The 24,841-nt window shown below is 37.9% G+C and carries 22 protein-coding genes, 2 tRNA genes and 2 rRNA genes (1 of these 26 only partly in view); 9 read left to right on the forward strand and 17 right to left on the reverse strand.

Features of this window, described 5'->3' with window-relative positions:
- The 5 genes from SJY23_RS00010 to SJY23_RS00030 form a co-directional block, all read right to left on the reverse strand.
- Nucleotides 1-703: ribosomal RNA gene (locus tag SJY23_RS00010) — 23S ribosomal RNA — on the reverse strand; it reaches 2,124 nt to the left of the window's first position.
- Between the two features lie 279 nt (nt 704-982).
- Nucleotides 983-1,059 (reverse strand) — tRNA-Ala (locus SJY23_RS00015).
- Nucleotides 1,060-1,191: 132 nt separating this feature from the next.
- Nucleotides 1,192-1,265 (reverse strand) — tRNA-Ile (locus tag SJY23_RS00020).
- 213 nt (nt 1,266-1,478) lie between these two features.
- Nucleotides 1,479-3,002: ribosomal RNA gene (locus SJY23_RS00025) — 16S ribosomal RNA — on the reverse strand.
- The 16S and 23S rRNA genes sit together here with 2 tRNA genes alongside, the layout of an rRNA operon.
- Before the next feature lie 780 nt (nt 3,003-3,782).
- Entirely contained in the window at nt 3,783-4,463 is a 681-nt protein-coding gene (locus tag SJY23_RS00030; protein WP_035336335.1) for a DUF4294 domain-containing protein, read from the reverse strand.
- Between the two features lie 108 nt (nt 4,464-4,571).
- Between SJY23_RS00030 and SJY23_RS00035 the strand changes: the two genes are divergently transcribed.
- Nucleotides 4,572-5,660, forward strand: coding sequence for a M42 family metallopeptidase (locus SJY23_RS00035; protein WP_035336334.1), 1,089 nt, complete (start codon nt 4,572-4,574; stop codon nt 5,658-5,660).
- 97 nt (nt 5,661-5,757) lie between these two features.
- Here the strand turns inward: SJY23_RS00035 and SJY23_RS00040 are convergent, their stop codons facing one another.
- Nucleotides 5,758-6,597 (reverse strand): 1,4-dihydroxy-2-naphthoyl-CoA synthase, encoded by an 840-nt coding sequence (locus SJY23_RS00040; protein ID WP_298354275.1) that lies wholly within the window; start codon nt 6,595-6,597, stop codon nt 5,758-5,760.
- A 43-nt stretch (nt 6,598-6,640) separates the two neighbouring features.
- On the opposite strand from SJY23_RS00040, the gene SJY23_RS00045 reads away from it, so the two are divergent.
- Together SJY23_RS00045 and SJY23_RS00050 are read left to right on the forward strand one after the other, a co-directional pair.
- Nucleotides 6,641-7,777, forward strand: a complete 1,137-nt coding sequence (locus SJY23_RS00045) for a C1 family peptidase (RefSeq protein ID WP_396598085.1) — start codon at nt 6,641-6,643, stop codon at nt 7,775-7,777.
- A gap of 129 nt (nt 7,778-7,906) precedes the next feature.
- On the forward strand, nt 7,907-8,323 hold the full coding sequence (locus SJY23_RS00050) for a hypothetical protein (protein WP_051583871.1): 417 nt from the start codon (nt 7,907-7,909) through the stop codon (nt 8,321-8,323).
- A gap of 82 nt (nt 8,324-8,405) precedes the next feature.
- Here SJY23_RS00050 and SJY23_RS00055 read toward each other — a convergent pair whose 3' ends face one another.
- From SJY23_RS00055 to SJY23_RS00075, 5 genes are all read right to left on the reverse strand, one after another.
- Nucleotides 8,406-9,239, reverse strand: coding sequence for a S1 RNA-binding domain-containing protein (locus tag SJY23_RS00055; RefSeq protein ID WP_035336333.1), 834 nt, complete (start codon nt 9,237-9,239; stop codon nt 8,406-8,408).
- Between the two features lie 197 nt (nt 9,240-9,436).
- Complete coding sequence (locus tag SJY23_RS00060; RefSeq protein ID WP_035336332.1) at nt 9,437-9,778, reverse strand: DUF2853 family protein; 342 nt, start codon at nt 9,776-9,778, stop codon at nt 9,437-9,439.
- 79 nt (nt 9,779-9,857) lie between these two features.
- Nucleotides 9,858-11,576, reverse strand: coding sequence for a 2-succinyl-5-enolpyruvyl-6-hydroxy-3-cyclohexene-1-carboxylic-acid synthase (gene menD / locus SJY23_RS00065; RefSeq protein WP_396596992.1), 1,719 nt, complete (start codon nt 11,574-11,576; stop codon nt 9,858-9,860).
- A gap of 100 nt (nt 11,577-11,676) precedes the next feature.
- Nucleotides 11,677-12,810 carry a chorismate-binding protein gene (locus SJY23_RS00070; protein WP_396596993.1) on the reverse strand — a complete coding sequence of 378 codons (1,134 nt, stop codon included), beginning with the start codon at nt 12,808-12,810 and terminating at the stop codon, nt 11,677-11,679.
- Complete coding sequence (locus SJY23_RS00075) at nt 12,810-13,229, reverse strand: PaaI family thioesterase (protein ID WP_035336328.1); 420 nt, start codon at nt 13,227-13,229, stop codon at nt 12,810-12,812. Before SJY23_RS00075 ends, SJY23_RS00070 begins: the two co-directional genes overlap by 1 nt.
- Before the next feature lie 78 nt (nt 13,230-13,307).
- Here SJY23_RS00075 and SJY23_RS00080 point away from each other — a divergent pair, with 78 nt between their 5' ends.
- Together SJY23_RS00080 and SJY23_RS00085 are read left to right on the forward strand one after the other, a co-directional pair.
- Nucleotides 13,308-13,841, forward strand: a complete 534-nt coding sequence (locus SJY23_RS00080; RefSeq protein WP_396596994.1) for a hypothetical protein — start codon at nt 13,308-13,310, stop codon at nt 13,839-13,841.
- Between the two features lie 66 nt (nt 13,842-13,907).
- Nucleotides 13,908-14,498, forward strand: coding sequence for a GNAT family N-acetyltransferase (locus SJY23_RS00085; protein WP_396596995.1), 591 nt, complete (start codon nt 13,908-13,910; stop codon nt 14,496-14,498).
- 33 nt (nt 14,499-14,531) lie between these two features.
- Here the strand turns inward: SJY23_RS00085 and mtaB are convergent, their stop codons facing one another.
- The 5 genes from mtaB to SJY23_RS00110 form a co-directional block, all read right to left on the reverse strand.
- Complete coding sequence (gene mtaB, locus SJY23_RS00090; RefSeq protein ID WP_396596996.1) at nt 14,532-15,875, reverse strand: tRNA (N(6)-L-threonylcarbamoyladenosine(37)-C(2))-methylthiotransferase MtaB; 1,344 nt, start codon at nt 15,873-15,875, stop codon at nt 14,532-14,534.
- Nucleotides 15,876-15,961: 86 nt separating this feature from the next.
- Nucleotides 15,962-17,086 carry a glycerophosphodiester phosphodiesterase gene (locus SJY23_RS00095; protein WP_396596997.1) on the reverse strand — a complete coding sequence of 375 codons (1,125 nt, stop codon included), beginning with the start codon at nt 17,084-17,086 and terminating at the stop codon, nt 15,962-15,964.
- An 82-nt stretch (nt 17,087-17,168) separates the two neighbouring features.
- Entirely contained in the window at nt 17,169-18,482 is a 1,314-nt protein-coding gene (gene murA, locus SJY23_RS00100; RefSeq protein ID WP_396596998.1) for a UDP-N-acetylglucosamine 1-carboxyvinyltransferase, read from the reverse strand.
- A 22-nt stretch (nt 18,483-18,504) separates the two neighbouring features.
- The gene (locus SJY23_RS00105) at nt 18,505-19,161 is read right to left on the reverse strand and encodes a DUF4290 domain-containing protein (RefSeq protein WP_035336322.1); all 657 of its coding nucleotides are present in this window, start codon (nt 19,159-19,161) and stop codon (nt 18,505-18,507) included.
- A gap of 298 nt (nt 19,162-19,459) precedes the next feature.
- Complete coding sequence (locus SJY23_RS00110) at nt 19,460-19,750, reverse strand: DUF493 family protein (RefSeq protein WP_035336321.1); 291 nt, start codon at nt 19,748-19,750, stop codon at nt 19,460-19,462.
- 80 nt (nt 19,751-19,830) lie between these two features.
- Here SJY23_RS00110 and SJY23_RS00115 point away from each other — a divergent pair, with 80 nt between their 5' ends.
- The 4 genes from SJY23_RS00115 to SJY23_RS00130 all read left to right on the forward strand — a co-directional run bounded on the left by SJY23_RS00115 (nt 19,831) and on the right by SJY23_RS00130 (nt 23,660).
- Nucleotides 19,831-20,370: an AAA family ATPase gene (locus SJY23_RS00115; protein ID WP_035336320.1), complete on the forward strand. Its 540-nt coding sequence runs from the start codon at nt 19,831-19,833 to the stop codon at nt 20,368-20,370.
- Nucleotides 20,363-22,252: an ATP-dependent DNA helicase RecQ gene (locus SJY23_RS00120; protein ID WP_396596999.1), complete on the forward strand. Its 1,890-nt coding sequence runs from the start codon at nt 20,363-20,365 to the stop codon at nt 22,250-22,252. Before SJY23_RS00115 ends, SJY23_RS00120 begins: the two co-directional genes overlap by 8 nt.
- Nucleotides 22,249-23,199: a methionyl-tRNA formyltransferase gene (fmt, locus tag SJY23_RS00125; protein ID WP_396597000.1), complete on the forward strand. Its 951-nt coding sequence runs from the start codon at nt 22,249-22,251 to the stop codon at nt 23,197-23,199. The genes SJY23_RS00120 and fmt overlap by 4 nt, the downstream gene beginning before the upstream one ends.
- A 188-nt stretch (nt 23,200-23,387) precedes the next feature.
- Nucleotides 23,388-23,660 carry an HU family DNA-binding protein gene (locus tag SJY23_RS00130; protein ID WP_013751630.1) on the forward strand — a complete coding sequence of 91 codons (273 nt, stop codon included), beginning with the start codon at nt 23,388-23,390 and terminating at the stop codon, nt 23,658-23,660.
- Between the two features lie 185 nt (nt 23,661-23,845).
- On the opposite strand, the gene menA is transcribed toward SJY23_RS00130, so the two are convergent.
- Nucleotides 23,846-24,748, reverse strand: a complete 903-nt coding sequence (gene menA, locus SJY23_RS00135) for a 1,4-dihydroxy-2-naphthoate octaprenyltransferase (RefSeq protein ID WP_396597001.1) — start codon at nt 24,746-24,748, stop codon at nt 23,846-23,848.
- Nucleotides 24,749-24,841: the final 93 nt, after the last annotated feature.

Genomic DNA, 24,841 nt, shown 5'->3' on the forward strand with positions numbered 1-24,841 from the left:
CGGTTTCGCGTCTACTCAAACTAACTAAAACGCCCTATTCAGACTCGCTTTCGCTACGGCTCCGATCCTAAAAATCTTAACCTTGCTAGTTAAAGTAACTCGTAGGCTCATTATGCAAAAGGCACGCCGTCAGTCCGAAGACCTCCGACCGCTTGTAAGCGTATGGTTTCAGGTTCTATTTCACTCCCTTATTCAGGGTTCTTTTCACCTTTCCCTCACGGTACTGGTTCACTATCGGTCTCTCAGGAGTATTTAGCCTTATGGGATGGTCCCCACAGTTTCATACAGGGTTTCACGTGCCCCGCACTACTCAGGATACCACTATCTGTAACTGTCTTTACTTATACCGGGCTATCACCGTCTATGGCTACTCTTTCCAAAGTATTCTAATTCATAAAGCACAAAATATCGTGGTCCTACAACCCCCATTATGCCGTAACATAATAGGTTTGGGCTAATCCGCGTTCGCTCGCCACTACTAGCGGAATCACTATTGTTTTCTTCTCCTCCGGGTACTTAGATGTTTCAGTTCTCCGGGTTTGCCCCATTGCTGGTGATATATCTTCAATATACCGGGTTGCCCCATTCGGATATTTGCGGATCAATTCTTGTGTGCAGATCCCCGCAACTTTTCGCAGCTTATCACGTCCTTCATCGCCTCTGAGAGCCTAGGCATTCCCCATACGCCCTTAATTAGCTTATTGTACTTATTGCTCTTTTAAGGGCTTATGTATAAAATACATAAACCTTTATATTATAATGAGTTAATCATATTATATTCATATTCTTGCGTATATAACCGGCTAGGTTACATACGACTTCTCGTATTCTTTAATTATTTCCCAATATGTCAATGAACGTTTTCCCATAATCAGTATAAGATCTATGTAAATAAAAACGTATTGCACTCTCGTGAATCCTGTGTTTTTAAAAACTATATCCTTTATACCTAAGGATGATAACTACTATAAAGTAACTATCTTGGTGGAGAATATCGGAGTCGAACCGATGACCTCCTGCGTGCAAGGCAGGCGCTCTAGCCAGCTGAGCTAATCCCCCATTTTTATGAAATCAAGATGATGACATCAGATTTCGAATGACGAAGTAATGATTCTCAACTTCTAAAATTTCCTTCAAAATGTAATAAAATGAACATCGCGATTTATTAAGCTTTCGCGAAAGCGTAACCAGTAGTCTCAGGCAGACTCGAACTGCCGACCTCTACATTATCAGTGTAGCGCTCTAACCAGCTGAGCTATGAGACTGTAATTAAACAATCTATAGTTGTTAAGTAATAGTCTTAAGTAAAAAACTCAATACTAAAGTCTAACTACTATTTACTTGTTTATTAAAATTAAATCGACAGCTATTGAAAACTAAAACCTACTACTAACCTTTCGGTTGTAAGTCGTTTGCTGTTTGTTAAAGATATTGTTACATATAAATACATAACGCACCATAACAGGGACAAGCTCTAGAAAGGAGGTGTTCCAGCCGCACCTTCCGGTACGGCTACCTTGTTACGACTTAGCCCTAGTTACCAGTTTTACCCTAGGCCGCTCCTTACGGTGACGGACTTCAGGTACCCCCAGCTTCCATGGCTTGACGGGCGGTGTGTACAAGGCCCGGGAACGTATTCACCGGATCATGGCTGATATCCGATTACTAGCGATTCCAGCTTCATGGAGTCGAGTTGCAGACTCCAATCCGAACTGAGATAGGGTTTATAGATTCGCTCCTTATCGCTAAGTGGCTGCTCTCTGTCCCTACCATTGTAGCACGTGTGTGGCCCAGGACGTAAGGGCCGTGATGATTTGACGTCATCCCCACCTTCCTCACGGTTTGCACCGGCAGTCTGGCTAGAGTTCCCGACATTACTCGCTGGCAACTAACCACAGGGGTTGCGCTCGTTATAGGACTTAACCTGACACCTCACGGCACGAGCTGACGACAACCATGCAGCACCTTGTAATCTGTCCGAAGAAAACTCTATCTCTAAAGCTGTCAGACTACATTTAAGCCCTGGTAAGGTTCCTCGCGTATCATCGAATTAAACCACATGCTCCACCGCTTGTGCGGGCCCCCGTCAATTCCTTTGAGTTTCATTCTTGCGAACGTACTCCCCAGGTGGGATACTTATCACTTTCGCTTAGTCACTCAGCCCGAAGGCCAAACAACTAGTATCCATCGTTTACGGCGTAGACTACCAGGGTATCTAATCCTGTTCGCTACCTACGCTTTCGTCCATCAGCGTCAATATATTGTTAGTGATCTGCCTTCGCAATCGGTATTCTATGTAATCTCTAAGCATTTCACCGCTACACTACATATTCTAACCACTTCACAATAATTCAAGACATACAGTATCAATGGCAATTCTATGGTTAAGCCACAGACTTTCACCACTGACTTATATGCCCGCCTACGGACCCTTTAAACCCAATGATTCCGGATAACGCTTGCACCCTCCGTATTACCGCGGCTGCTGGCACGGAGTTAGCCGGTGCTTATTCTTATGGTACCGTCATCAGTCTACACGTAGACCTTATTCTTCCCATATAAAAGTAGTTTACAACCCATAGGGCAGTCTTCCTACACGCGGCATGGCTGGATCAGAGTTGCCTCCATTGTCCAATATTCCTCACTGCTGCCTCCCGTAGGAGTCTGGTCCGTGTCTCAGTACCAGTGTGGGGGATCTCCCTCTCAGGACCCCTATCTATCGCAGTCTTGGTAAGCCGTTACCTTACCAACTAACTAATAGAACGCATAGTCATCTTATACCGTCGAAACTTTAATTATTTAATGATGCCAAAAAATAATACTATGGGGTATTAATCTTCGTTTCCAAAGGCTATCCCCCAGTATAAGGTAGATTCTATACGCGTTACGCACCCGTGCGCCGGTCGTCAGCAAATAGCAAGCTACTCCTGTTACCCCTCGACTTGCATGTGTTAAGCCTGCCGCTAGCGTTCATCCTGAGCCAGGATCAAACTCTTCATCGTGTGTTGTTAATAATTTTAACTCCTCACAACTCGAAATATCCGGTCAATAATAAACTTCTAGTTTTCAAATTCTTTGTAATAATACCCGAAGGTATTAATACGCGCTGTCAATTCAATAAATCAATGAACTTTCTCTACTACTATTAATAGTAGAAAACTCTTGTAAATGCCAAGGAATCGAACCTCAAATTAGACTAACTAATCTTCCAAAACATCTCAATAAAAACTCTTGAACTTCGCTAGATATGTTACTGTTTCTCTAAGCGGGTGCAAATATACAACTGTTTTTTAAACTCACAACTTAATCTTAAAAATAATTGAAATTTAATTTTCAACCTCCAAAACCAAGTAACAATCGCAATGAACATAACTCACAAATAACCTCCGTTTGTTAGCGGCTGCAAAACTACAACCTTTTTCCTAATCACAAACTATCTTTTGAAAAATAATTTGAAGAAATAAAAACAAACTTTTTAAAGCCATTTAAAAGAACAAACGCTTACCGTGAAGCGGGTGGCAAAGATACACCGAAGTTCTAATCTGACAAGAATATTCTTGAGAAAATTTTAAGGAAATATGCAACTCCCTGTAAACACAAGAACTAGCTTTTAAAATAATTTGATTGACACCTCAATCAACCTAAAGGAACTCTATTTTACAGTCCATAAACTCAGAGAAACTAGCAATTCCAACCTCACCAACCATCAAATAGCTGCAAAAACCACCCTAGAAATTTTCGCGAAAGCGTAAAGTGATATTACTTATACAATAAGTACAGCACTACTCTACTCCTTTATTCTTCCACTTATCTGATAATTCGAGAAATTTAAAATCTAACACACTAGGCTGCGGCTCAAGTATACCTGATTGAAAAGAACGCTGTAGTATATCTTCTATAAGGTAATCCTCTTGTTCTTGTTCTGGATTGAATTCTCTCTTAAGTGAAATATCAAAAGCGCTTGCAGTGGTGTTATACCAAAATGCTCTCCAGCCACTACGTAGTCTTTTTATTAACTCGAAGGCTGTCTCACCTGTTTGACGATGTATGAGTTTAATAAGTATTTGCCCTTCTGTGCGTGTGAGTTTCTTAAGCTCTGCCGAAAATTCGCCTTCTAGGTATTTATGAATGATTTTTGTGTATTTCTTTCTAGCACGTTTACCCTCTATGGAGTCAAGTCTATTATTAAGCGCGACCAGCCTATCTGCAGCGAGTTTTGCATAAGGAAAAACCTTTCTGGTTTTACGGCGCAGTATTAGGTATCGTCTTCGGTCTTGCTTATTATCAAATTTTAGCCTTTTAAAAACGATTACCTCATTAAGATCTATAGCACTCCTTGGAATTGTATCTCCTTGTATGATGTAATATTCAATTTCAACTTCTGTTGAATCTACAGGAGTTTCTTGAGCTTGTGCAAGCCCTGCTATGAATACTATTATATATAGGAGATTATGTATGCGCATCTTTTTTATTTCGCTTTAAGCTAAAATCATTCCAAAATTAAAGATTAGAGTGCTATAACGTCATTAACTCTTGGTTAATATTCTTACTTTTAAAAAAAATATTATTCTATGGCTTCAAAAAGCATTTTAAATAAAAAGTCTCTAGACTTTCTTGAGAGTTACCTCAACAACGCAGCTCCTACAGGCTATGAGTGGGATGGACAGAAATTATGGATGGATTATCTCAAACCATATGTAGATGAGTTTATCACAGATACCTACGGTACGGCGGTTGCGGTAATAAATCCTGAGGCAAAATATAAGGTTGTAATAGAAGGTCACGCAGATGAAATCTCTTGGTATGTAAATTACATAGCAGATAATGGTCTTATATATGTAATACGCAATGGTGGTAGTGATCACCAGATTGCACCTTCTAAGATTGTAAACGTGCATACTAAAAACGGAATTGTAAAAGGAGTTTTTGGTTGGCCAGCAATACATACTCGTAATAAAGCAAAAGAAGAGGCGCCAAAACCTGACAATATCTTTATAGACATAGGAGCAAAAGATAAAGAGGAGGTAGAAAAAATGGGTGTACACGTAGGTTGTGTAATTACATATCCAGACACCTTCCACATCCTTAATGACGATAAATTTGTGTGTAGAGCGATAGATAACCGCGCTGGTGGTTTTATGATTGCAGAGGTAGCGAGACTTTTACACGAGAATAAAAAGAAACTACCTTTTGGACTATACATCACAAACTCCGTACAAGAAGAGATAGGACTGCGTGGAGCACAAATGATTGCAGAACGTATAAAACCAGATGTTGCCATTGTCACAGATGTTACTCACGACACGACAACACCTATGATAGATATGAAAAAACAGGGACACGCAGAGATAGGCAAAGGCCCTGTAGTTGCTTATGCTCCTGCTGTACAGCAAAAACTACGTGACCGCATCACAGAAACGGCAGAGAAGAAAGAGATTCCTTTCCAGAGAGCTGCACTTTCTCGTGCTACGGGTACAGATACAGATGCTTTTGCTTATAGCGGTAGCGGTGTTGCCTCTGCTCTTATATCATTACCGTTAAGATATATGCACACTACTGTTGAGATGGTACACCGTGAAGATGTAGAGAATGTAATAAAACTTATTTATGAAACGCTGCTTACTATAGAAGATGGTGAGACGTTTTCATATTTTGAATAAGTAGTAGTTACGCTTTCGCGAAAGCGTTTTTAATAAAAATCTCGCTCTATAATATAGAGCGGGATTTTTTATGTGTACTATTAAATTATTCCTTTTATTAAGGAATCCACTTCTTGTCAAAGTTAGGTGCTCTTTTTTCTAAAAATGCATTTCTACCCTCTACGGCCTCATCTGTCATATATGCTAGACGTGTAGCCTCTCCAGCAAAAACTTGTTGTCCCACCATACCGTCGTCTGTAAGGTTCATCGCAAATTTGAGCATCTTTATAGATATAGGTGATTTTGCAAGAATCTCTTGCGCCCACTCGTAGGCAGTATCTTCTAGCTCTGCGTGAGGTATCACTGCATTTACCATACCCATCTCATAAGCCTCTTGAGCAGAATAGTTTCTACCTAAAAAGAAAATCTCTCTCGCTTTCTTTTGACCTACCATTTTTGCGAGGTAAGCACTTCCGTAACCACCGTCAAAAGAAGTTACATCTGCATCTGTTTGTTTAAAAATAGCGTGTTCCTTACTTGCAAGAGTTAGGTCACAAACTACGTGCAGGCTATGCCCACCTCCTACTGCCCATCCCGGGACAACAGCAATTACCGCCTTAGGCATAAAACGTATGAGACGTTGCACCTCAAGTATATTTAATCTATGATATCCATCTTCACCTACATAACCTTCTTTACCACGCGCTTTTTGATCTCCTCCAGAGCAAAAACTATAAATACCGTCTTTAGAAGATGGCCCTTCGGCAGAGAGCAACACTACTCCTATAGATGTATCTTCATTTGCATCATAAAAGGCATCATATAATTCCTTTGTAGTATTAGGCCTAAACGCGTTGCGCACGTCTGGTCTATTAAACGCTATACGAGCAACACCGTTACTCTTTTTGTAAGTTATGTCTTTATATTCTTTGGCTGTTTGCCAGTTTGGCTTATCCATAATATGCTATTTTTACGTAAAAATAATTCTTTATTACTAGATGATGAAAAAAGTACTACTAAGTATTGTCGTTGTTTTTGCTTTCGCGAAAGCGTATTACGCACAAGAAAACACTACGGGTTCCTACATTTTTACAGATACTATTGATTTACAGGCTACACCAGTCATAAGTCAAGGAGTAACAGGAACGTGCTGGAGTTTTAGTACATCTTCATTTTTAGAAAGCGAGATTGCTAGACTTACTGGTAAAATGGTAGACCTTTCAGAAATGCACACAGTAAGGAATACTTACCCGGCAAAAGCTGAAAATTATGTAATGCGTCAAGGAAAGGCTCAATTTTCTGAAGGCGGACTCGCGCACGATGTCATTAATAGTGTTACGCGCTATGGCCTAGCACCAAACAGTGCCTACACCGGCCTGACACTCACAGACACCAAACATAACCACGCCGAAATGGTGGCCGTTATACATAGTATGCTAGACACTTATATAGATAATCCAGGAAGAACTTTAAGCAAAAAGTGGAAAACCGCAGTAGATAAGGTGCTGGATGTTTATCTAGGTGAGAATATTACTAATTTTTCTTATGATGGTAAAACGTACACTCCTAAAGAGTTTGCGAAGGAAATGAAGATAGTGCCTAGCGATTATGTAACACTAACTTCTTTTACTCACCAGCCATTTTACAAATCGTTTATTCTTAATATTCCTGATAACTTTTCTAATGGAGCGATGTATAATCTTCCGCTAGATGAGTTTGTCTCAAATATAGATAATGCATTGAGCAACGGTTTTACAGTAACGCTAGATTGTGATGTGAGTGAGTTATCTTTTTCTTCAAAACACGGTGTAGCTGTAATTCCAGATAATGAAAGTAATAAGAAACTCGCTGTACTAGGACCAGAGCAAGAAAAAACAATTACACAACAATACCGTCAAGATGAGTTTGAAAACTATAATACTACAGATGACCACTTGATGCATATTACAGGAAAAGCAACAGATCAAAATGGTAATGTCTATTATAAAGTAAAAAACTCGTGGGGTACAGACTCTGGAAGAACGAAGTATGATGGCTACATATATATGAGTGTGCCCTACATACGTCTCAAGGCTATCTCTGTGCTTATGCATAAAGAAGGGCTATCAAAACAAATTTCTAGAAAGATTCGTTTTTAAACTCGACGAAATAGCCACTTTTATCGACTAATTGAATTTTAACACTATACAGTAGTCCCTTTGTAACTTATTATCCTTAAGGTTTTTATTCAAATTATCTTTAAGTAATAATCACAACTACCAAAGTCAATGAGTATAAGGGAATTAAAGTCTATAGAAGATATTGAAACTATATATCATCTAGACATCGGATCTGTTACTATGTTTAAAAATTATCTCGTAACAGAATTTAAAGAAGGCGTTTTACTTGATGCTCAAAATTACGAATATCTAGCCTCGCTTATCAAAGATCATTTTAACCATTTAGACACATTTGGATACATATCAAATAGACTTAATGCTTATGCTGTTGTTCCTACAGCACTTATGAATACTGAGCCTTTCAATATCCCTAATGCTAAAGTCGCCATTGTAAGTTATAATGAGACTAGTAAAAAGTCTTCCATTTTTGAGAGCAAATTTTATCCATTTGAACCTAGAATATTTGACAACTTACCCACAGCTGTTGAATGGGTCACTAGTCGCTCATCTAGTCCAGTTTACTAAGAATATTTTAAAATCCTCAATATATAAAAACAGTAGGCAGCTCGATGAGCTGCCTACTGTTTTTAGGACTTATTTTAGAAAACTAATCTATAAGATGTATTCCGTCATCCTTGATAAGTATTTTACGATCTCGATACAAAGTCCCAATCGCTTTTTTAAAACTTTTTTTACTTAACCCTAATTGGTTTTGTATATCTACTGGATCAGATTTATCATGCAAAGCCATGAATCCATCATTTGCTTGAAGTTCGTCAAAGATATACTGTGCATTAGGCTCTATACTTTTGTATCCTTCTTCTTGCAGGACTAGATCTATTTTCCCATCTGGTCTCACCTTCTTCACCCATGCTTCAAGCTTATCACCAGTTCTTATATCTTCAAAAATATCTTCCTTGTAAATGAGTCCCTTATGCTTACTATTTACAATTGCATTTGCACCGCGCTCTGTAATGTGAGAAATAATCACCTCTACTTTATCAAATTTCTTAACCTCAACATTATCGTTAGATAAATACTTCATGGTTTTGCTTGTAGCCGCAAGACGGTTTGTTTTTGCATCTAGATACATGTAAACAATGTACCAGCTTCCTACTTTCATAGGTCTAGCTTGTTGAGCAAATGGAACAAAAAGTTCTTTTTCAAGTCCCCAATCTAAAAATGCTCCTACTTCATTTACGGCAGTACAACGCAAATAACCAAAGTCATTAAGCTCTATAAAAGGCTTAAGAGTAGTCGCTACCGGCCTCTCTTCATGATCAAGATAAACATACACGTTAAGTTCATCCCATATTTTATACTCCTCTGGCACATATTTATTGGGTAACAAGACGTCATCTCCTGCTTCATTAGAAAGAAAAAGCCCAGGCTCTGTCTCTCTATCTATTCTCATTATATGGTACTTTCCTATATCTAACATAATCTTAATTAAAGTGCAAAAATACGATTACTTGAATTACAAACAACCATCTACGTCTGACTTAATCTATGGGTACAAATAACAAGAATTTGAGAGGAATACCTGAGACGATTAAGCAAACAAATAGCTGCCTTAAAACAAAAAAACGCTTTGACTTGTTGTCAAAGCGTTTTCTACATATAAAATGTAATAGTAGTCTATTTGTAAACAGACTCTTTTTTAAAGTGCTTAGCTAGCATATAGTATACTACAGCACGATATTTATTACGGTTAGACTTTCCGTATGTTTCAAGAACACTATCGATAGCCTTATCTAAGTCTGCGCTATCTGCAAGACCTAGCTTTTTTATTAAGAAGTTATTCTTCACAGTAGCGATTTCTGTAGCACTACCTCCAGAAACTGTAGATGAGTCTTTATTATAGATAGACGGTCCACATCCTATTGTTACTTTTGTAAGGAAATCCATATCTGGAGTTACTCCACATTTGTTTTTTAAATCATCTGCATACTTAGCGATGAGTTCTTCTCTTTTGCTCATAATTATGTTATTACTAGTTTAGTTAATTCGATTTTACTTCCTAAAGATAAACAAAAAGTTAAACTCTCCTTAAAAAAGCTTACTTGATAAAGTTAAAGTAATCGAGTAACACTTTATCGTTGATTTTGCGCGGTGTGAAGATTTCAAGCAATGTAGGTTTATCGTTAGATGCATATAACTCCGCTTTCGCGAAAGCGCAACCTTCCTCACTATCTGCTTTTAAGTACTTAAAATTATACATCTCACATAATTTCTCTGCCGAAAGATCATGCGTAGTTTCAAAAAACTCATCAAAGTTATCTGTGTTCTTATCCTTGTTAGGCAAGATGCGGAAAATACCTCCTCCACTGTTGTTAATAACGATGATTTTGAAATCTTGCGGGATATTCTTGTTCCACAGCGCATTACTATCGTAAAAAAAACTTAGCTCTCCAGTAATGAGTGTAGTTGGCTTTGTACTTACCATAGCAGCACCTATTGCCGTACTGGTGCTTCCATCTATACCACTAGTTCCTCTATTACAATAAACCTCAAGCGTTTTATTAATATCAAATAGCTGGGCATATCTCACAGTACTACTATTACCTAGTTGCAGCATTGAGTGATCTGGAATCTCACTGAGAATATGGTCAAATGCCTTAAAATCGCACCATTCCATTTGATTGATATACTCTGTATGCAGTATATCGCGTTTTTCCCTTACAGCGAGCCATTCCTTTTGGTAAGGGCTTTGAGAGTAAGAAGTGTGCTCTCTCAGGCTTTCTAAAAAGTGAGAGGCAGATGTTTCAAAGTGCTTATTGAGACAGAAATAAGTATCATAAGCTTTCTTGGTATCTACATGCCAGTGTTGTTGTGGCTGGTAATTTCTAAGAAAAGCTTTTACCTTTTTTGAAACTACCATTCCTCCAAAGGTTAATACAATATCTGGCTGCAATGCTTTAAAGCCGTCATCATCCAGACTACCTATAATGTTATCTATGCGCGTAAAAAAATTAGGATGAGAAACATTTGAAGTAGTCTCTGTAAACACAATAACGCTTGGATCATTGCCTAGCATATCAAGTAATGATTGATCCATCATATTAGGTTCCTGAACGCCAATAATTACAAGCTTACGCGTTGCTTTACTCCAGCTATCCATATATGGCTGTAACTCGTCTAGAGATAACTCACCAATAATTTTGTGAGGTGCTACTTCTATAGGTTTTGCTATCGCCACATCTGTCATCTCATACAAAGGCTCGTAAAAAGGAACATTAATATGTACTGGACCAGATTGTTCAATCGCAATATTGAGCGCTTTATTAATCTCTTGATCATTATGTCGCTGGCTTTCCTTTATTTTCTGGGCAACCTTAGTATCCGTAACCTCGTCTGTAGGCACTAATTCTGAATATAAATTTGCCGAATACAAAATGTGATTTTCAAAAACGTTCTTCTGCCTTATAGTCTGTCCATCTCCTATATCTATACGTTCAATAGGTCTATCTGCACTTATAGCGATAAGCGGTATATCACTATAAAAAGCTTCAGAGATTGCAGGATAGTAATTAAGTAAAGCACTACCCGAAGTACATACAATAGCCACCGGTTTTCTAGATTGCTGTGCTATTCCTAAAGCTACAAAGGCTGCACAACGCTCATCTACAATGCTGTATGCTTTTATATTTGGATTTTTTGTAAACTCAATAGTGAGCGGTGCGTTACGGGACCCTGGAGATATAATAACCGTATCAATTCCTTTACTTAAGCAAAGGTGAACGATAGATTGTGCTACAGGAATTTTAGAGTGGATCATTAGTAACAAAAATACAATTTCTACCCTATAGAATTAGGCATCCACAATCAGGAAATGTAGAAAATTTGAGATATTTAGTTTCTCAGATCATACACTCACATTATGTAGTACGTAGTACTTTTGCTACGGTTTGAAGCTTATTTACGGTTTCCTCCCACTCTGCTACAGCATCACTTGATGCTGTTACTCCGCCACCTACATATAACTGTGCTCCACTAGCATCTACTTCCATACATCGTAGGTTTACAAATAAGTGTGTATGCTTTTTTATGGCGCCATACGCTAGATTCTCAACATTCCTACGTGTACTTGCTCTCTTTTTTTCTGTTTTATAATTAAGTTCTCCTAAGAACCCTGTATAATAAGAACGTTCATATCCTTCATGATTAAGAATGAAATCTTTTGCTTCATTTTTTGGTAGTCCGCAAACGGCTGGTGTGGGATGTAAAGCATTTATTACAGCAGCTATGCTTGTTTCATTTTCATTGATGATCGCAGAAATATCGGTCTTGAGGTGCAGCAAAGTTCCCGCTTGCTGGGTCGTAACATCAGAAACTTGAAGATCATTTACAAGCGTCGATAGATTTTCGACAATAGAATCTGTCACAAATTGTTGTTCCTCTTGTTCTTTTTCTCCCCAGACCACATCAGAACTAGCGCTTGTTTTCTGAGTTCCAGCTAGCGACATTGTATGCAAACGTCTATTATTTATAGATAATAATGTTTCCGGCGTAGCTCCTAGCCACAGACCTACATTAGGGTGATACCAGCAATACACAAACGCGGTCTTATAAGTTCCAAGTAATCGCTTGAAAATCTCAACAGGAGACTCATAATTATGTGGTATGTTTTGCTTTCGCGAAAGCACAACTTTCTTCATAGCCGTATCTGCTATGGCTTCAATTCCTCTATTTACTAGTTTAATATGAACCTCACGATCCTCCTTTGTATGGTTAACTAAGATTGTTTCTGCTTCTAATAACATCTCATTTTCAAAGGAATCGAGCTCCATTACAAAAGACTCTTCGGCAGGAATTAAGACAGTCTCTGATGTTGATGCATCAAAAGGAGCAAACACAAAGCCGCTTTCTGAGAAGTCATTTACTTCATGTAGCGTTTCATCATCTTGTAAAAGCGCATGAATCTTTTCTTCATTAGGTTTTCTGTACACTACAAATGGTAATGTACTTTCAAAATGCTCTTCGATATGTTCAAAAAAGTCTGTGCTATTCATTACTTCCTAGGCAAAGCGATTGTAGTCAATTTACATTTTGAAATAAGAGCATCGTTTTCATCTACCACATCGATGTTCCAAAGCTGGGTGGTTCTTCCTTTATGTATAAATGTAGCTTTTGCATAGACCATCCCATCGCGCTTACTCTTTACATGATTTGCCGAGATTTCTATACCCCTTATAGTATGCTCCTGATTGAGAAACATAAAACTAGCCGCGCTCCCTACACTCTCTGCAAGTGCAACCATTGCACCTCCATGTAATACTCCATCTGGCTGATGCACTTTTGGAGTTACAGGCATTTGTGCTACAAGAAAATCCTCTCCAAAATCGATATAAGTAATATCTAAGGTTTCCATTAAAGTATTTTTACAACTCTCTGCTAGACGTGCTAGTACTTCTTCTTTACTATTTTTCATATAAATCTTTCAAGCAAACAAATTTTAGATACTTTCGCATATCAAATTTCGTTAATATTGAACACAAAACCCTCTATTATGATTAAAAAGACACTAGCTATCACACTACTTATACTAACATTTATCTCTTGTGATAAAATAGACGAGCTCACTAAGTTTGATATAGACTACACTACAAATTTTACCATACAGGCCACTACCCTATTAGGTACGCCGTTTGATATTGTTACTCCGGAGACTACAACAAACTCAGAGTCAGAATTTGAGAACAACAATACAAATTCTAGCCTTGTGGAGAGTGTAAAGTTAACCGCAATAAGACTTGACCTTCAAACACCTGCTTCTGGTGATTTTGATTTTTTAAATGAAATTTTCATTTATATCACTGCAGATGGTCTTCCAGAACAACTCATAGCTTCTAAAGTGGGTATACCAGAAAATGGAGCTCGCTCACTCACGCTAGACATAGAAAATGTAGAGCTTGAAGAGTACATTAAGAAAGATTCTTACAGATTACGTACAGAAACAACAACAGATCAAACTATAGAGTCTGATCACGAAATCGAGATTTACACTAAATTTAAAGTAGATGCTGAGATTTTAGGAGTATAATAACTCATAACATATCGCTTCTTACAAAATGTGTCGTATTTTTAAATACGACACATTTTTTTTGATATGAAAGTAAAGACATTAGAAAACGAAAGAGCTAAATTACTTGCCTTAGAAAATTATCACTACAGTGATCTTCTTCCACTATCACAAGAAGTCGATCTTAACGCTTATGGCGGTTCAGATATATCTACTGGGCCTAAACTTACAGCTTATATAAAAGACGCGATTAAAAGGCAATCTGTAGGAACTGCTTTACCATTTATAATTTTTGATAAAAAACATGGCAAATTTGCTGGATCTACTCGATTTGGTAACATAGACGCCTTAAATAAAGTAGTTCATATAGGATGGACGTGGCTTGGAGAAGATTTTCGCGGAAGCGGTCTTAATTTACATGTTAAGTTTCTCATGTTACGTTATGCCTTTGAAAAGCTACGGTATGAACGCGTAGAATTTCGTATTGATGAGCGTAATACTCGCTCAAGAAAAGCGGTAGAAAAACTAGGCGCAACGCTTGAAGGTATTATGCGCAAGGATATTATTACAAAGAATGGCAGACGTCGTAATTCTTGTTGTTATTCTATTCTCAAAGAAGAATGGGAAGAAATTAAGAACACGCGATTTATTGATATTCTGGATAGTAAAGAAGAGTAGATTTTTAAAGTGCGCTTTTGCGAAAGCGATTATCTACACCTCAACTTTTGTAAATTCAAATCTTACCATTCCATCATCGTCTATGGAAGTTAGCTCCACCTCATGCAATGTATTTACAAGTTCTGGATTCCAAGGAAATTTTACTTTTACGTAATTTTCTGTAAACCCGTGAATGTAGCCTTCCTTATTCTCACTTTCAAAAAGTACAGTACGCGTGCTGTTTAATTGAGACTCATAGAATGCTCTACGCATTTTGGCTGAAAGTCCTCGTAACATTTTACTACGTTTACTTCGCACTTTTTTGGGAACTACGCCATCCATTGCGGCTGCAGGAGTATTATCACGTTCTGAGTACGTGAAGACGTGTAGGTAAGAGATATCTAAACTAGTAAGGAAATTATACGTTTCTAGAAAATCCTCATCTGTTTCTCCTGGAAAACCTACGATTACATCTACACCTATACAAGCGTGGGGCATAACCTCCTTTATTTTAGCAACACGGTCTACATACAACTCTCGTTGATAACGACGACGCATTAACCCAAGAATCTTGTTACTTCCACTCTGCAGTGGAATGTGAAAATGAGGTACAAAAGTGCGTGACTTAGACACCACATCTATTGTTTCATTCTTAAGAAGATTAGGCTCTATAGAAGATATTCTTAAGCGTTCTATTCCTTCTACTTTATCAAGCTCTTGTACAAGTTCTAAAAAAGTATGCTCGTGCTTTTTATTACCAAATTCACCCTTACCGTAATCTCCTATATTAACTCCAGTAAGGACAATCTCTTTTATGTCTTGTGCAGCTATTTTTGAAGCGTTGTCCAATACATTTTGTAATGTATCACTTCTAGAAATACCTCTAGCGAGTGGTATGGTACAATAGGTGCATTTATAATCACAGCCATCTTGCACCTTTAGAAAGGCACGAGTTCGATCTCCTATAGAATAAGAACTCACATAGAAATCTGCATCTTGAATCTCACAAGCGTGCACTTCTCCACCTTCCTTAGATCTATCTGGATTATCTAGTAAATCGTTTATATAGCTAGTAACATTAAACTTCTCTGTCGCTCCAAGAACGAGATCTACACCATCTACAGCAGCAAGCTCTTCTGGCTTGAGTTGTGCATAACAACCTACTGCGACAGTGACTCCTTCTGGATTTACTTTTTGAGCTTGTTTTACAATAGACTTAAAACGCTTATCTGCATTTTCTGTCACACTACATGTATTTATCACATAGACATCTGCAGGCTCAGAAAACTCGACTTTATCAAAACCTTCCTGTCCAAAACTACGAGCAATAGTACTAGTCTCTGAAAAATTGAGTTTACAACCTAATGTATAAAATGCGACTTTCTTTGTAGAGGACATGTGGTGATGATTTGAAAAAATTGCTCAATTTTTGAGGACTGCAAAGGTAACAAAAGAAGTAAAGAAAATATTATTACTTATAATAACTAATCTCTAGTAGTAAAGAATTTGTTTCTAGCAGCAACAGCATCCTTAGTATAATCGCTAAAAACTCCGTCTACCCCTGCCTCAAAAAACAATTGATACTCGGTTGCACCACTCTTATTATTATTCCACAGGGTATCTTCTTTTCTAAAGGTGTACGGATGCACTTCTAACTTATACTTATGTGCCATCGCAACAAAATCTGTAGGAGCTAGCACCTCAACCTCTCCTTCATCTGTTTTACTATAAGAAATTACAAAAGGTTTCCAAGGACCTATTCCATCTGCATAGGCGGAGACAAACTTCATTCCCTCTTCGGTTGTAAAGTAGCTGTACGTGCGAGCATTTTTATTAAGTATGAAATCATAAGGTTGCCCTTCTGGATCATAGCTGCCATCTTCTTTAGTGAAGCGTAAATCTCCATTACTAGAGATTCCAGCTGCACCAATAAGCTGTATAAGTCTCACTTCAGAATGAGTTGCTATGTACTGCAACGTACTCACCTCAAAACATTGCACAAAAATGGGAGAAGTCTTACTTACATAACCAGCCATTGTAATCTGATTAAGGAAGACATCTTCCATGGCGAGCCCTAGACTTTTATGAAAACTAGGATGCTTTAATTCTGGATAAATACCCACAGAATTTCCTGATGTGGTTTTATGCGCTTTCGCGAAAGCGATAATCTCCTCAAACGTAGGGATCTCAAAAAGATCATCATACTCGTGAGTTCTCTCTTCCCAAGACTGCCTAGCTCGTAGGGTTTTGAGTTCGCTAAACGTGAAGTCAGATACAAACCAATCTGTCACAGCTACACCATCAAGCATTTTGGTTGTTTTACGATCTGCATATTCTGGGAGCGCAGAGACATTAGTCGTTTCAGAAATAAAAGGCTCATGCCTAGCTACAAGAATTCCATCCTTTGTCATCACAAGATCTGGCTCTATAAAATCTGCGCCTAGTTCGATTGCTTTTTTATACCCTTCCATCGTATGCTCGGGATATAAAAATTGTGCTCCCCTGTGTGCAATAACAATAGGCGTATTATGAATTTGAGGTTCCTCCATTTGATCACAAGATAAGATGAGTATTGAAAATAAAAGCGTTATGCTGATTAAACGAATCATGTACACAAAGGTAGAATCTATTCCACAAAAAAGGCGCAAATGATATTTGCGCCTTTTTTAAATTTTATAACTAGAGATTAGATTAATCTATTCTAGTGATTTTTGCTCCTATTGCTCTAAGACGCTCATCTATGTTTTCATATCCACGGTCTATTTGCTCGATATTATGAATAGTAGAAGTTCCTTTTGCACTTAAAGCTGCAATAAGTAATGAGATACCGGCACGTATATCTGGCGATGTCATTGTGGTAGCCTTAAGCGTAGACTGGAAGTTATGTCCAATCACAGTTGCACGATGCGGATCACAAAGTATCACTTTTGCTCCCATATCTATAAGCTTATCTGTAAAGAACAAACGGCTTTCAAACATTTTCTGGTGAACCATTAGTTCGCCCTTTGCTTGGGTTGCCACTACAAGAATAATACTTAAAAGATCTGGAGTAAAACCTGGCCATGGTGCATCAGAAATGGTCATAAATGAACCATCAATATATGATTCCACCTGGTAACCCTCTGTATGTGCAGGAATGTAAATATCATCTCCCTTGCGTTCTAAGGTAATCCCTAGTTTTCTAAAGGTATTAGGTATAACACCTAGATCATCCCAGCTTACATTTTTAATTGTAATCTCGCTCTTAGTCATTGCTGCAAGACCTATCCATGATCCTATTTCGATCATGTCTGGTAATACTCTATGCTCGCAACCACCTAGTTTCTCTACTCCTTCTATAATAAGCATGTTTGAGCCTATGCCTTGGATATTTGCTCCCATGCGTACCATCATTTTACAAAGCTGCTGTAAATAAGGCTCACAAGCGGCATTATAAATTGTAGTTGTTCCTTTTGCAAGTACAGCTGCCATTACAATGTTTGCAGTACCAGTAACAGATGCTTCGTCTAGTAGCATGTATGCACCTGTAAGTCCGTTAGGTGCCTCTACACCATAGAATCGCTCCTCACGGTTGTAGCGAAATTTTGCTCCAAGTTTAATAAAACCTTCAAAGTGCGTATCAAGACGTCTACGTCCTATTTTATCTCCTCCCGGGCGAGGAATATATCCTTTTCCAAAGCGAGCTAGTAATGGCCCTACAATCATTATCGATCCACGCAGACCACTCCCTTCTTTCTTAAACTTCTCACTTTCTAGGTACTCAAGATTGAGATCATCCGCTTGAAAAGTGAATTCACCTTTGGTTATTTTCTCTACCTTAACGCCTAGATTTTGCAAGATCATGATGAGCTTGTTTACATCTATAATGTCTGGCACATTACTTATGGTTACTTTTTCAGGAGTGAGTAATACGCCACATAAAATTTGTAGTGCCTCATTTTTTGCTCCTTGTGGTTGGATGTCGCCCTTAAGCTGGTGACCTCCCTCGATCTGAAATGTTGCCATAGTTAATTAGAAATATATATTTTTAGTAACGCTTCTTGCGGTTATTGTTGTTATTTTTTGAGTAGCTCCTCTTCTTAACAGGATTATCGGCAGCTTTTGCTTTCTTATTTGCTCTTATTAATCTGTCGGAATCTCGTAATTCTTCATCACGTTCTTTGAGATTAATCTCACCATTACTTAGCTCAAATAAATGATCAAATATCACATCATCATCTACCGTATCTTTATTCCAGTTTAAGAAACACTTTTTCATATGATTTGCAATGGTCATAGCAAGTCCTTCTCGCATTTCTCCTTTTTCCCAGCCTACGGCTACATCAATCATACGTTTGATGTTATTACCATAAAATCGGTATTTAGGGTGATTTTGTGGGTATTCTAAAGGTTGTGGACGCTCTGCAAGCTCCTCTCTTGATGGTTTACCATATGGAGATTCTACATCAAGTTGAAAGTCAGACATTATAAATAACTGATCCCAAAGCTTGTGTTGAAAATCTGGCACATCACGCAAGTGTGGTTGTAAATTACCCATTACCGCTATGATTGCCTTAGCTGTTTTATTACGCTCATCTGCGTCTTCCATTGCCGTCGCATCATTTACCATTTTCTGTATATGGCGCCCGTACTCGGGTATGATGAGATGATCTCTCTCCGTGTTGTACTCTAATTGATCTATCAATTGTAAAAAATTAAGTGAAGTCGTCCTCTAAGTAAAGACATGTGCAAAATACTAAAATTTGTGTAAACGCATCTAGTCTTTAGTAAATTGATAACATTACGATAAAAAAAGGTTTTTATTGTAATTACAGATTACTTTGGGCGTGACCACAAGGGTCGGGCTCTACTTTTATACGCTTCGGCTGCTTTCGCTATCGCTTCAAGAACCTGCAGGGTAACCACTGCGATCCCTCACGCAGATATAGTGATGCTACAAAATAGTGGTGATTAATAACATTTTCGCAAAAGCGTATTTCTCCTTAAAGTGAAATAACGCCTTCTATCTTCCCTACCTCTTTATACTTTTCTATGACAACATCAGGATTGTCTAAACGTACGTTTATAGAAACACTTGTGTACTTACCTGTGCGAGAGACATTCTTTTTTATTACAGCACCTAGATGGTTAAAAAGCCCTTCTATTTGTGCTTCTTTTTCTGCATTTGCAGGTACAATAAACTTATATAGGTAAGGTGCGGGCCAGCTAGAAGTTTCTTCTAGTTGTGTCCTTAATTTTTTATAAAACTCTTCTGGGTTTTTATTTGAACTCATGGGTATATATTATAATACAAAGGTACATAAATCGCGTTCTTTGTAGTTTGCTTAATTTTGCTAAAAAGACTACCATTTTTATGCCAAAACGTATACTTCTTATAGGAGGTCCATCTACCGGAAAAACAACATTGCTTAATCACCTAGAACAACTAGGATACCCGTGCCTTGAGGAAATCTCCAGACAAGTAATAAGCCAGGCTCAAAAAGAAGGTATTGACCAGTTATTTCTAGAGAAACCTCTGCTTTTTTCTGAACTTCTGAGAGATGCTCGCATACAGCAACATAAAGAAGTAGACTCCTATATAACAGACACCGTTTTTATAGACAGAGGGATTCCTGACACTGTGGCATATATGGATTTTATAGGGCAAGAGTATCCCGAGGCATTTGTTCAAGCGTGTAAGACCTACACCTACGATATTGTTTTTATACTACCCACATGGGAGAAAATACACAAAGTAGATCAAGAGCGATACGAGACTTTTGAACAAGCTCAAAAAATTGAAAAACACCTTGTAAAAACATACCAAAATTATGGGTACGACCCTATTGTAGTACCACTGTCTCCAGTAGAAGATAGAGCTGCATTTATTTTAAAAACGCTAGCACTTGAGTAATCAAGCTCAAGACATATTACAACAATATTGGGGTCACTCCACCTTTAGACCTCAACAAGCAGAAATCATTAAAAATGTGCTTGATGGAAATGATAGTATCGCATTATTGCCTACAGGTGGTGGGAAGTCCCTATGCTATCAATTACCAGCATTAATACTTGATGGGATTACGATAGTGGTATCGCCGCTTATCGCCCTTATGAAAGATCAAGTAATGACTTTGCAAGAAAAAGGAATCAAAGCCCTCTCAATCACCAGCGGAATTTCCTTTAGTGATCTAGACAGCTTACTAGATAATTGTATTTATGGAAATTATAAACTATTGTATCTCTCACCAGAGCGATTACAGCAAGACCTCGTAAGAGAAAGAATTAAACTCATGAATGTCTCTCTTATTGCGGTAGATGAGGCTCATTGTATTTCACAATGGGGACACGACTTTAGACCTGCATATAGAGAAATCTCCCAACTACGCGCTCTCAAACCTTCGGTACCATTTATAGCGCTTACGGCTACAGCAACACCTAAGGTACTTAAAGACATTACAGAACAGTTAGAATTACAAGATCCACAATTATTTAAAACCTCCTATCACCGTCCTAACCTCACATATAATGTTGTGCAAGCAACAGACAAGTTTTATCAACTAGAAACAATCCTTGCAAATACAAAGGCTAGCGCTATCGTTTATGTGCGTAATAGAAAAGCTACGTTAAACACCGCTCACTTTTTAAAAGGTAGAGGCATCTCTGCCACTTCTTATCATGGTGGAATGTCTCGTGATGAACGTCACAAACAGTACCTAGCGTGGAGAAATAATAAAGTGCAAGTCATGGTAGGAACGAGTGCCTTTGGGATGGGTATTGATAAAGCAGATGTAGCAACTGTGGTACACTTAGAAATACCAGATAGTATAGAAAATTACTTTCAAGAAGCAGGAAGAGCAGGAAGAGCAGGACAACAATCGCAAGCAGTACTTCTTTACAATGAAAATGATGAAGTAAGGCTAGATAATCAGTTTATAAAAGTTATCCCTCAGGTAGCAGATATAAAAAAGATATATAAACACCTCAACAACTATTTTCAAATCTCTTATGGTGAAGGTCAAGAGACACTGCATCGTTTTAACTTTAGCGAGTTTTGTGCAACCTATAAGCTTCACACTATACTTACGTTTAATGCCCTTCAAACGCTTGATCGCAATAGTGTCATAAGCTTGTCACAAGAATTTACAAAACGCGCAACAATCAACTTTAAGGTAAATGACTTTGCACTTTCTTACTACTTAATACGCAATAATCAGCTAGATGATGTTGTGAAGGCGGTTCTTAGAACTTACGGAGCTGTTTTTGAACAAGTAACAAATATTAATTACAGTATCATAGCTACAAAGGCTAGTAAAACGATAGAACAAGTACATCAAGTTTTACTTACTCTTGAGAAAGATGACATTATAGATTATGAGCATCAAAACTATGATACCGCAGTCACCTTTCTTGTGCCTAGGGATGATGACAGAACAATAAACGTGATCGCTCCATATATCAAAGCACAAGCGAGTTACAAGAGAGACCAAGTAGAAGCAATAAAGACTTACCTTGCTACAGACAATGTTTGTAGAGCGATACAACTTATGCAGTATTTTGATGAAACATTAACCACACCTTGTGGTCACTGCGATGTATGCACAAATGCCACAAATCGAATTTCAAGAACTGCCATAGACAGTGCTATCATAGATATCTTAAGAGAAGGCCCAAAAACTTCTCGAGAAATATCACAACTAGACTACCCACAACAAGCTATAATTAATACGATTCGACTACTTTTGGATCAGAAAAAGATAGCCATTTTGGCAAATAACACCTACACCTTATTATGAGAGATTTACGCATAGTTTTTATGGGTACACCAGAGTTTGCTGTAACCATTTTAAATGGCCTACTAGAAGAAAAGTATAATGTAGTGGGAGTAATTACCGCACCAGACCGCCCTGCAGGAAGAGGACAAAAAGTAAGAGAAAGTGATGTAAAGGCATTTGCTAAGACTAAAAACCTAAACATCTTGCAACCTACAAATCTTAAAAGCGAGGAGTTTTTAAAAGAATTAAAAGCTCTTAATGCAAACCTACAGATTGTAGTTGCTTTTAGAATGCTTCCAGAAGCTGTGTGGAAAATGCCGGCTTATGGAACCTTTAATCTTCATGCTTCTTTATTACCTCAATATCGTGGCGCTGCACCTATAAACTGGGCTATTATTAATGGTGAGACAGAAACTGGAGTAACCACTTTCTTTATAGATGATAAAATTGATACCGGTGAGATTATTTTACAAGAGAAACTTGCTATAGGTGACAAGGAAAATGCCGGCGCTTTACATGATCGCCTCATGATTGCAGGTAAAGACCTTGTAGTAAAAACTGTTAAAGCAATAGCGAGTGACGAAGTAACCACATTTGTACAAGACTCCTCAAAAGAATTAAAGACTGCTTACAAGTTACATAGTGAAAACACAAGAATAAACTGGGAAGCTCCTCTTCAAGATATTTACAATCACATAAGAGGCCTGAGCCCTTATCCAGCTGCCTACACTATGCTCGAAAATGGAGGAAAAGAGCAACGTGTAAAAATTTATAGCGCTTTCGCGAAAGCAGAAAAAGAGATGTTTATTCCATCTGGAGCAGTAACCCAAGTAGATGATTATCTAGCTATCGCAACGCCAGAAGGTTACATTTGCATCACCGAAATACAGCTCTCTGGGAAGAAAAAAATGGCTGTTAAAGACCTTTTAAACGGATACAAATTTGATAAAAATGCAAAAATGCGCTAAACCCTTGCTCCTATTGGTGTTAAGGGAATTATAAAAAGAGACTGCCTTTATCAACAATTGGCTTGACTTATTAACAAAAGCGCTCATTTCCCTTGCTATTGCTTGCATAGGCAATTAATTCGGATAAATTTGTTAGGGAATTAAGCATTTAGCTTAACCAACAATTTAATTAATTAACAATTTACATTATGAACAAATCAGAATTAATTGACGGAATGGCAGAGCACGCAGGTATCACTAAAGCTGCAGCAAAAAAAGCATTAGAATCTTTCTTAGGAGATGTTGAAAAGACTCTTAAAGATGGAGGACGTGTTTCTCTTGTAGGTTTTGGATCTTGGTCTGTTTCTAAGCGTAACGCACGTGAAGGAAGAAATCCACAAACTGGAAAAACTATTAAAATTGCAGCAAAGAACGTAGTAAAGTTCAAAGCTGGATCTGAGCTTGCAACTTCTGTAAACTAGTCAGTTTTAACTGTTATATAAAAAACGGGTAGCTCACGCTACCCGTTTTTTTTGCTTTACACCGGCTTCTATTGAAAAGCGCAGTCTTATTGATAACCCATTAGTGATGCATAACATTGCGGATTATCTCGTGATGGTAATAAAGGTTTTTAGAAAATTTTCGCGAAAGCGTAATTATATACTTTCTAAATATAGCAACTTATGAAATACAGTACAGCAAGTAGAAATGTAGACAAGGCAACTTTCTTAAGCTCAGGATCGAGTAATGCGTGTGCAGATGTATTTCCTACGGTAAACATATGCCTAACTAATGGTATAAAAGCGATGAGAGAGATACAATCGATAATATGCGTAGCTGTAAGCAGTAAATAAGAAACCCAGCTTAAAAGCCCTAAGAAGAACAGCGCAGTATGATATTTTTCTGCTCCTGCTGCTCCTAAAACAACAGCAAGTGTGTTTTTACCTACCCGAGCATCTGCTTCACGATCTCTCATATTATTAAGATGCAACACCATAGTAGATAATGCACCTATAGTAAGCGCGGGAAGTATCTGTATAAAATTAATATACTGTGTAAATAGAAAGAAAGATCCTAGTACACCCACTAGGCCAAAGAATATAAATACAAAAACATCTCCTAGTCCTCTATAACCGTAAGCACTTTTACCCACTGTGTACTTAATGGCAGATACGATAGCGGCAATTCCTAAAAGGAAGAATAAGACCGAAAGCAAGAAGTGATCTACACCAAAAGAAACATAAATCAAGAGTAGTACTATAACCACGGTAATAATTGATGTAATTACGATTGCCTTCTTAAGATGTTGTGCCGTTAGAAGGCCGCTTTGCATGGCTCTTGCGGGCCCTACACGCTCTGCATTATCTGTTCCTTTAACCCCATCACCATAATCATTTGCATAATTAGATAAGATTTGAAAACCTAAGGTAGCAAGTATGGCTAGTATAAAAATACTCCAGTTAAATGCACCTTCTTGCATTGCAAGTCCGCCTCCTACAAGAATCCCAGCTATAGAAAGTGGTAAGGTACGAGGACGGGCGGCACTAAGCCAAACTTGGAATGAGGGCATAATATTTTTTAAGTGCGTAAATGTACTATTTTCTTTGGGCTTCTACCCTTCTCAAATTTCAAAAGGATTCACTAGCTTCGTAATGATTAAAAA

Origin of the sequence: Dokdonia sp. R86516 (assembly GCF_044596715.1) — a bacterium.
Lineage (GTDB): Bacteria > Bacteroidota > Bacteroidia > Flavobacteriales > Flavobacteriaceae > Dokdonia.

Coding starts and splice junctions, on each gene's coding strand:
- SJY23_RS00035 (WP_035336334.1), top strand. CDS start 4,572: ATGGCTTCAAAAAGCATTTTAAATAAAAAGTCTCTAGACTTTCTTGAG.
- SJY23_RS00130 (WP_013751630.1), top strand. CDS start 23,388: ATGAACAAATCAGAATTAATTGACGGAATGGCAGAGCACGCAGGTATC.
- menA (WP_396597001.1), bottom strand. CDS start 24,748: ATGCCCTCATTCCAAGTTTGGCTTAGTGCCGCCCGTCCTCGTACCTTA.
- murA (WP_396596998.1), bottom strand. CDS start 18,482: ATGGCAACATTTCAGATCGAGGGAGGTCACCAGCTTAAGGGCGACATC.
- SJY23_RS00055 (WP_035336333.1), bottom strand. CDS start 9,239: ATGTTAGATATAGGAAAGTACCATATAATGAGAATAGATAGAGAGACA.
- SJY23_RS00070 (WP_396596993.1), bottom strand. CDS start 12,810: ATGAATAGCACAGACTTTTTTGAACATATCGAAGAGCATTTTGAAAGT.
- SJY23_RS00080 (WP_396596994.1), top strand. CDS start 13,308: ATGATTAAAAAGACACTAGCTATCACACTACTTATACTAACATTTATC.
- SJY23_RS00075 (WP_035336328.1), bottom strand. CDS start 13,229: ATGAAAAATAGTAAAGAAGAAGTACTAGCACGTCTAGCAGAGAGTTGT.
- SJY23_RS00060 (WP_035336332.1), bottom strand. CDS start 9,778: ATGAGCAAAAGAGAAGAACTCATCGCTAAGTATGCAGATGATTTAAAA.
- SJY23_RS00040 (WP_298354275.1), bottom strand. CDS start 6,597: ATGGATAAGCCAAACTGGCAAACAGCCAAAGAATATAAAGACATAACT.
- SJY23_RS00045 (WP_396598085.1), top strand. CDS start 6,641: ATGAAAAAAGTACTACTAAGTATTGTCGTTGTTTTTGCTTTCGCGAAA.
- SJY23_RS00095 (WP_396596997.1), bottom strand. CDS start 17,086: ATGATTCGTTTAATCAGCATAACGCTTTTATTTTCAATACTCATCTTA.
- mtaB (WP_396596996.1), bottom strand. CDS start 15,875: ATGTCCTCTACAAAGAAAGTCGCATTTTATACATTAGGTTGTAAACTC.
- SJY23_RS00115 (WP_035336320.1), top strand. CDS start 19,831: ATGCCAAAACGTATACTTCTTATAGGAGGTCCATCTACCGGAAAAACA.
- SJY23_RS00050 (WP_051583871.1), top strand. CDS start 7,907: ATGAGTATAAGGGAATTAAAGTCTATAGAAGATATTGAAACTATATAT.
- SJY23_RS00110 (WP_035336321.1), bottom strand. CDS start 19,750: ATGAGTTCAAATAAAAACCCAGAAGAGTTTTATAAAAAATTAAGGACA.
- menD (WP_396596992.1), bottom strand. CDS start 11,576: ATGATCCACTCTAAAATTCCTGTAGCACAATCTATCGTTCACCTTTGC.
- fmt (WP_396597000.1), top strand. CDS start 22,249: ATGAGAGATTTACGCATAGTTTTTATGGGTACACCAGAGTTTGCTGTA.
- SJY23_RS00030 (WP_035336335.1), bottom strand. CDS start 4,463: ATGCGCATACATAATCTCCTATATATAATAGTATTCATAGCAGGGCTT.
- SJY23_RS00085 (WP_396596995.1), top strand. CDS start 13,908: ATGAAAGTAAAGACATTAGAAAACGAAAGAGCTAAATTACTTGCCTTA.